The sequence below is a fragment of the Nonomuraea sp. NPDC004580 genome (assembly GCF_040609855.1).
GTDB lineage: Bacteria > Actinomycetota > Actinomycetes > Streptosporangiales > Streptosporangiaceae > Nonomuraea > Nonomuraea salmonea.
In genome coordinates, this window is sequence record NZ_JBEXLH010000150.1 from 1 (window position 1) to 1,100 (window position 1,100).

General features: G+C 72.2%; 2 protein-coding genes and 1 pseudogene. 2 read left to right on the forward strand and 1 reads right to left on the reverse strand.

Translation table 11 applies throughout. The annotated features are described in order from the left end of the window. Positions 1 to 59 precede the first annotated feature (59 nt). Positions 60 to 296, reverse strand: coding sequence for a LysR family transcriptional regulator (locus tag ABZW11_RS46265; RefSeq protein WP_355432940.1), 237 nt, complete (start codon positions 294 to 296; stop codon positions 60 to 62). 160 nt (positions 297 to 456) lie between these two features. On the opposite strand from ABZW11_RS46265, the pseudogene ABZW11_RS46270 reads away from it, so the two are divergent. Further along, positions 457 to 909, forward strand: a pseudogene (locus ABZW11_RS46270) (SDR family NAD(P)-dependent oxidoreductase); the annotation flags it as partial. Between the two features lie 133 nt (positions 910 to 1,042). After that, the coding region (locus ABZW11_RS46275; protein ID WP_355432942.1) for a hypothetical protein at positions 1,043 to 1,100 on the forward strand (58 nt) is incomplete at its 3' end.

Here is a 1,100-nt window from a genome sequence, read left to right on the forward strand (position 1 = left end):
GCCCTCATGGGGCTGCGCCAGCTGTTCTTCCTCATCGGCGGGCTGCTGGACCGGCTGGTCTACCTCAGCACGACCAGAGCGCGGGCCTCGGCCAGCAGCACCCGCCCGGCCGGCGTGAGCCCGACGTCGCCCGGGGAGCGCACCAGCAGCTCGGCGCCGACCTCGCGCTCCAGCGCCCTGATCGCGCGCGACAGCGCGGGCTGCGTCATCAGCAGCCGCTCGGCGGCCCTGGTGAAGTTGCGTTCCTCGGCCACCGCGATGAAGTAGCGCAACTGCCGGATCTCCACATCACTCACCCGCGCAGTCTTTCATGTGCGGCTATGCCGCCGCGGCATCGCGGCCTGCCCGATAGGAACTTCCATCGCCGCACGCGGCCGGTGTTGTCTGGTCAAGGCGCGGGCCGCATCTTTTCCGGGCCCGCCGCTCTTCCTGCTCCCTTTCCTGAATGGATGACGCATGTCTACATATGTCCGCAAGGCGGTCGTGACCGCGGCGACCGGCGGCATCGGCCTGGAGACGGCCACCGCGCTGGCCGCGTCCGGCTTCGACGTCACGGTCGTCGGCCGTGACCCCGGGCGCGGCGCCGCCGCGGTGGCCCGCCTGGACGAGGCGGCGGGGCGTGCGGCGGGCCGGTTCCTGGCCGCCGACCTGTCCTCGCTGGAGGCCGCGCGCGCCCTTGCCGTCCAGCTCGCCGACGAGGGGCCGCTGCAGCTGCTGGTCAACAACGTGGGCGGCATGTGGAGCAGGCGCCGCGAGAGCGCCGACGGCATCGAGGCGAGCGTCGCGGTCAACCACCTGTCGCCGTACGTGCTGACCGAGGCTCTGCTGGACACCCTCAAGGCCGGCGCGCCGAGCAGGATCGTGAACGTGACCTCCTCGGCCATCATGGCGGCCGACCCCACCTACGAGGAGGCCGAGCCGCCCGGCCCCTACTACGGGATGGCCACCACCGGGCGGGCCAAGCTGGCCCACCTCGTGCACACCATGGACCTGGCCGCGCGGCTGCATCCGCACCGGGCTGCCCTACAAGGTGGTCGGGGGCGTGCGCTTCTACGAGCGCAAGGAGGTCAAGGACCTGCTGGCCTACCTGCGGGTGCTGG